This is a genomic window from Stenotrophomonas sp. HMWF003 (genome assembly GCF_003061285.1).
Taxonomy (GTDB): Bacteria; Pseudomonadota; Gammaproteobacteria; order Xanthomonadales; family Xanthomonadaceae; genus Stenotrophomonas; species Stenotrophomonas maltophilia_AP.
In genome coordinates this window covers 1-3,635 of record NZ_QAIW01000219.1, presented here as the reverse complement: position 1 = coordinate 3,635, position 3,635 = coordinate 1, and the positions used below count along the sequence as shown (strand labels likewise).

Here is a 3,635-nt window from a genome sequence, read left to right as displayed (position 1 = left end):
CTGCAGGAACACGTTGCCCACCTGCTGTTGCAGGGTGCTGCCCGGGACAGGCGTGGCGGCCGGTGCCGGGCGCGGCGCCGGGCGGGTGGCAGCCGCAACGGCCACCGGGGCGGCGGGCAGCGCGCTCACCGTGACCGGGGCATCGTCGATCTGTGCGGCCTGGGTGGCGGCCGGGCGGCCCGCGCTGGGCGAGGCCGGCGACGGCGACGGCAGCCGGCCCACCAGTTTGTCCATGTCGCTGGGCGTGCGCGCCGGCGCGGCGCTGGCCACGCTGGCAGCGGCCACGGCACGGCGCTCGCGGCGCGAGGGCTTGTCGGCCAGCAGGTTGTCGTCGCCCGGGCTGAGCGCACGTACTTCCACGTTGCCGGTGCCGCGCTGGGTGATGCCCAGGCGCACGGCGGCGGCATAGCTCAGGTCGACCACGCGGCCATCATGGAACGGCCCGCGGTCGTTGACCCGCACGATCACCGATTCGCCGTTGTCCAGGTTGGTCACACGGGCAAAGCTGGGCAGCGGCAGGGTCTTGTGCGCGGCGGTGAAGGCGTACATGTCGTACACCTCGCGGTTGGAGGTCAGCCGGCCGTGGAACTTGGCGCCGTAATACGAGGCGGTGCCCTTCTCGGCATAGCCGCTGGTCTTGTCCAGCACCTGGTACTGCTTGCCCAGCACCACGTACGGTGACTTGTTGCCCACCGGCGAGCGCGGCAGGTCGACCACGTCCGGTTCGGGAATGCAGGCCACGTTCGGAATGTAGGTCGGCGTGCTGTCGTTGACGCCGGGCTTGTACAGCCCGCCGGCACGATAGTCGCCACGGGTGCTGGGATCTTCGGTGGCCGCCTTGTACGGCGAGCCGTCCGGGCAATGGGCCGGGCGTCCGCCCTTGCCCTTGCCCTGCACCAGGGTGCCACCGGGTTTGGCGGCACCGGCGCTGGCCGGCTTCTTGGGCGCGCTGCTGCAGGCGGCAAGCGCCAGGATCAGCAGACCGGGAACCAGCCATCTGCAGCGTGCGCGTGCGTTCATGCCGGGGGCAGCTCCTGTCCGGCGATGGCCTCGGACAACTGGAACACGGCCATCGCGTACATCTTGGAGAGGTTGTAACGGGTGATTGCGTAGTAGTTCTGGAAGCCCAGCCAGTACTGCTTGCCGGTGCTGCCTTCGAGCGTGATCGGGGTGGCGGTCAGCCCGGCCGGCACGCTCACGCTCGGCTGATAACCGCGCTGGGCCAACGCGGACAGGGTCCAGGTGGGCGCCCATTCGGTCGGATTGAATTCCTCGCGTCCCGCGGCCAGCGTGGCCGGTACCGCCACCGGGCCGCCGCGCACCCACCCGCCCTTCTTGACGAAGTAGTTGGCGATCGAAGAGAACACGTCGTCGTAGCTGTTGAAGAGGTCACGGCGGCCATCGCCGTTGCCGTCCACCGCGAAGTCCTGGTAGCTGGACGGCATGAACTGGCCCATGCCCATCGCACCGGCGTAGCTGCCCTTGATCGCGGTGATGTCCAGCTTCTCGTCGCGGGTCAGCGCGAACAGGCGCGCCAGCTCGTCGCGGAAATACAGTTCGCGGCGCACTTCGCGCTCCAGCTTGGCCGGATCGCCGCTGCGCGGGTACTTGAAGGCCAGCGTATACAGCGCGTCGAGCACGCGGTAGCTGCCGGTATTGCGGCCATAGCTGGTTTCAACGCCGATGATGGCCACGATCACTTCGGCCGGCACGCCCGTGCGTTGCTGTACGCGGGTGAGTTCGTCGCGGTGTTCGGCCAGGAACTTGCGGCCGCCGTCGATCCGGGACTGGCTGATGAACATCGGCCGGTACTCGTTCCACGGTTTGACCCGCTCGGCCGGGCGCGACATCGCGGCGATGATCGGGTCGCGGATCTGCGCCTGGGCCAGCGTCGCGTCGATCTGCGCGGCCGGAATGCCGTAGCGCTGGGCGGTATCACGCACGAAGTTGGCGCGGGCCACCTCGAACGGCACCGGGGTCAGGTCAACCGGCGCGGCGGTGGCCGCAGCGGCCTCCGGCGCGGCTTCGGCCGGGCCCTTCTGCCCGGGCACCGGCTTGTTCGGTGCACCCGATGCCTGCGGTGACGGTGACGGAGAGGGCGGTTGGGTCGCGCAGGCGACCAAACCGAGCGTGAGCATGCAGGCCAGAGTGCGTCGAATCATCGCGGCAGGTTAGCAGGTCAAGGATGAATTAAAACCCCTAAGACCATGAATCACAACGAATTGCGGCAGCCAGGGCCGACTCGTTAAGCCCGTGTGTATTTCGACCGCGATCGCATCCCCATTCAGATACAGAGGGAAAGCACCTGACGGCAGCGCGGTAGATGATGAAGGCGCGCGTCGGCTGCCGGGGAAGCGAACACCCCGATAGGATCGCGCAGGCCAATGGGCCAAAGAGGTCGTGCCGGCTGCGCCCCCATCCCCATGGACGCAACCGGCCAAACCGACCAGGTCGGTACCAGCGCGGCGCGCAACTCCCCAGCGCGCGCCTCGCTCCTTGTACCCGTAAGGTCAACTACTCCCCGTCAAGCTCCCCAGATGCAGCGCTTGGCTCACTGCACCCTGCTGACGGGCCGCCATTGTGCAGGCCGTTTACGACAAGTCCATTGATCAGGATCAAGTGACGTCATATGTGTGCGCCACATCCCACTTTTGCGCCACTTTCTTGACGAAACCTGCACCAAACACGACAGCAGATGACGCGAATTCCGCAATTCTGCGGATGGCGTGCGCCGGGGCGGGGGCCGTGCGTCGGCAATGGTCGCCACGTTTTTGGGGCCAACCGTGAGGCGTCGGCCGGCCAATGTTCAGAGCAGCCGACCAACGGTCGGCTCCACCTGCGGGCGGGTGTGGCAGCCGCCGGCCAGCGGCCGGCATTGACGTCAGGTGCCGGCTGTCAGTGGCCCGTGGCGCTGCCGGCCGTGGATGGGCTGTCTGCCCTGCACCGCCATCACCAACCCGAAGCCGGCCAGCAGCGACACCGCCGAGGTGCCGCCGTAACTGATCAGCGGCATCGGCACGCCCACCACCGGCAGCAGGCCGGAAATCATGCCGCCGTTGACCAGCACATAGACGAAGAACACCAGACCGGTGGTCCCGGCCAGCAGCCGCGCGTAGCCGCAGCGCGTGCCCGCCGCGATCCACAGGCAGCGCGCGATGACGAACAGGAACAGCCCCAGTACCGCCAGCACCCCGACCCAGCCGAACTCCTCGGCCAGCACCGAGAACGCGAAATCGGTGGTGTACTCCGGCAGGAAATCCAGCGCGGCCTGGGTGCCCTGCCCCCAGCCTTTGCCGTGCATGCCACCGGACCCGATGGCGATGCGCGACTGGATGATGTTCCAGCCGGTCCCGAGCGGATCGTTCTCCGGATACAGGAAGGTCAGCACGCGGTCCTTCTGGTACTGCCGCAGCAGCCCGAACCACGCCAGCGGTGCTGCAACCGACACCCCGCCCAGTGCCAGCGCCACCCAGCCCCAGTGCAGGCCCGCCAGCAGCAGCGCGAACATCCCGCTGGCCGTCACCAGCGTGGCCGTGCCCAGGTTCGGTTGCAGCAGGATCAACACCGCCGGCACCCCGATCAACAGCGCGGCCACCAGCACCACTTTTGGCCGCGCTGTTGATCGGGGTGCCGGC

3 protein-coding genes are annotated in these 3,635 nt (G+C 68.2%); all 3 read right to left on the bottom strand.

All coding sequences use genetic code 11. The features are described 5' to 3' along the window. A partial coding sequence (locus tag DBR34_RS08860) for a septal ring lytic transglycosylase RlpA family protein (protein ID WP_146186802.1) occupies positions 1–1,020 on the bottom strand: 1,020 nt, incomplete at its 3' end. After that, complete coding sequence (gene mltB, locus DBR34_RS08855) at positions 1,017–2,162, bottom strand: lytic murein transglycosylase B (RefSeq protein WP_128096523.1); 1,146 nt, start codon at positions 2,160–2,162, stop codon at positions 1,017–1,019. The genes DBR34_RS08860 and mltB, both read right to left, overlap by 4 nt. 719 nt (positions 2,163–2,881) lie before the next feature. After that, a partial coding sequence (locus tag DBR34_RS08850) for an FtsW/RodA/SpoVE family cell cycle protein (protein ID WP_146186801.1) occupies positions 2,882–3,635 on the bottom strand: 754 nt, incomplete at its 5' end.

Bases quoted from the DNA above. Each gene is read 5' to 3' on its own strand.
- mltB (WP_128096523.1), bottom strand. From the start codon at position 2,162: ATGATTCGACGCACTCTGGCCTGCATGCTCACGCTCGGTTTGGTCGCC.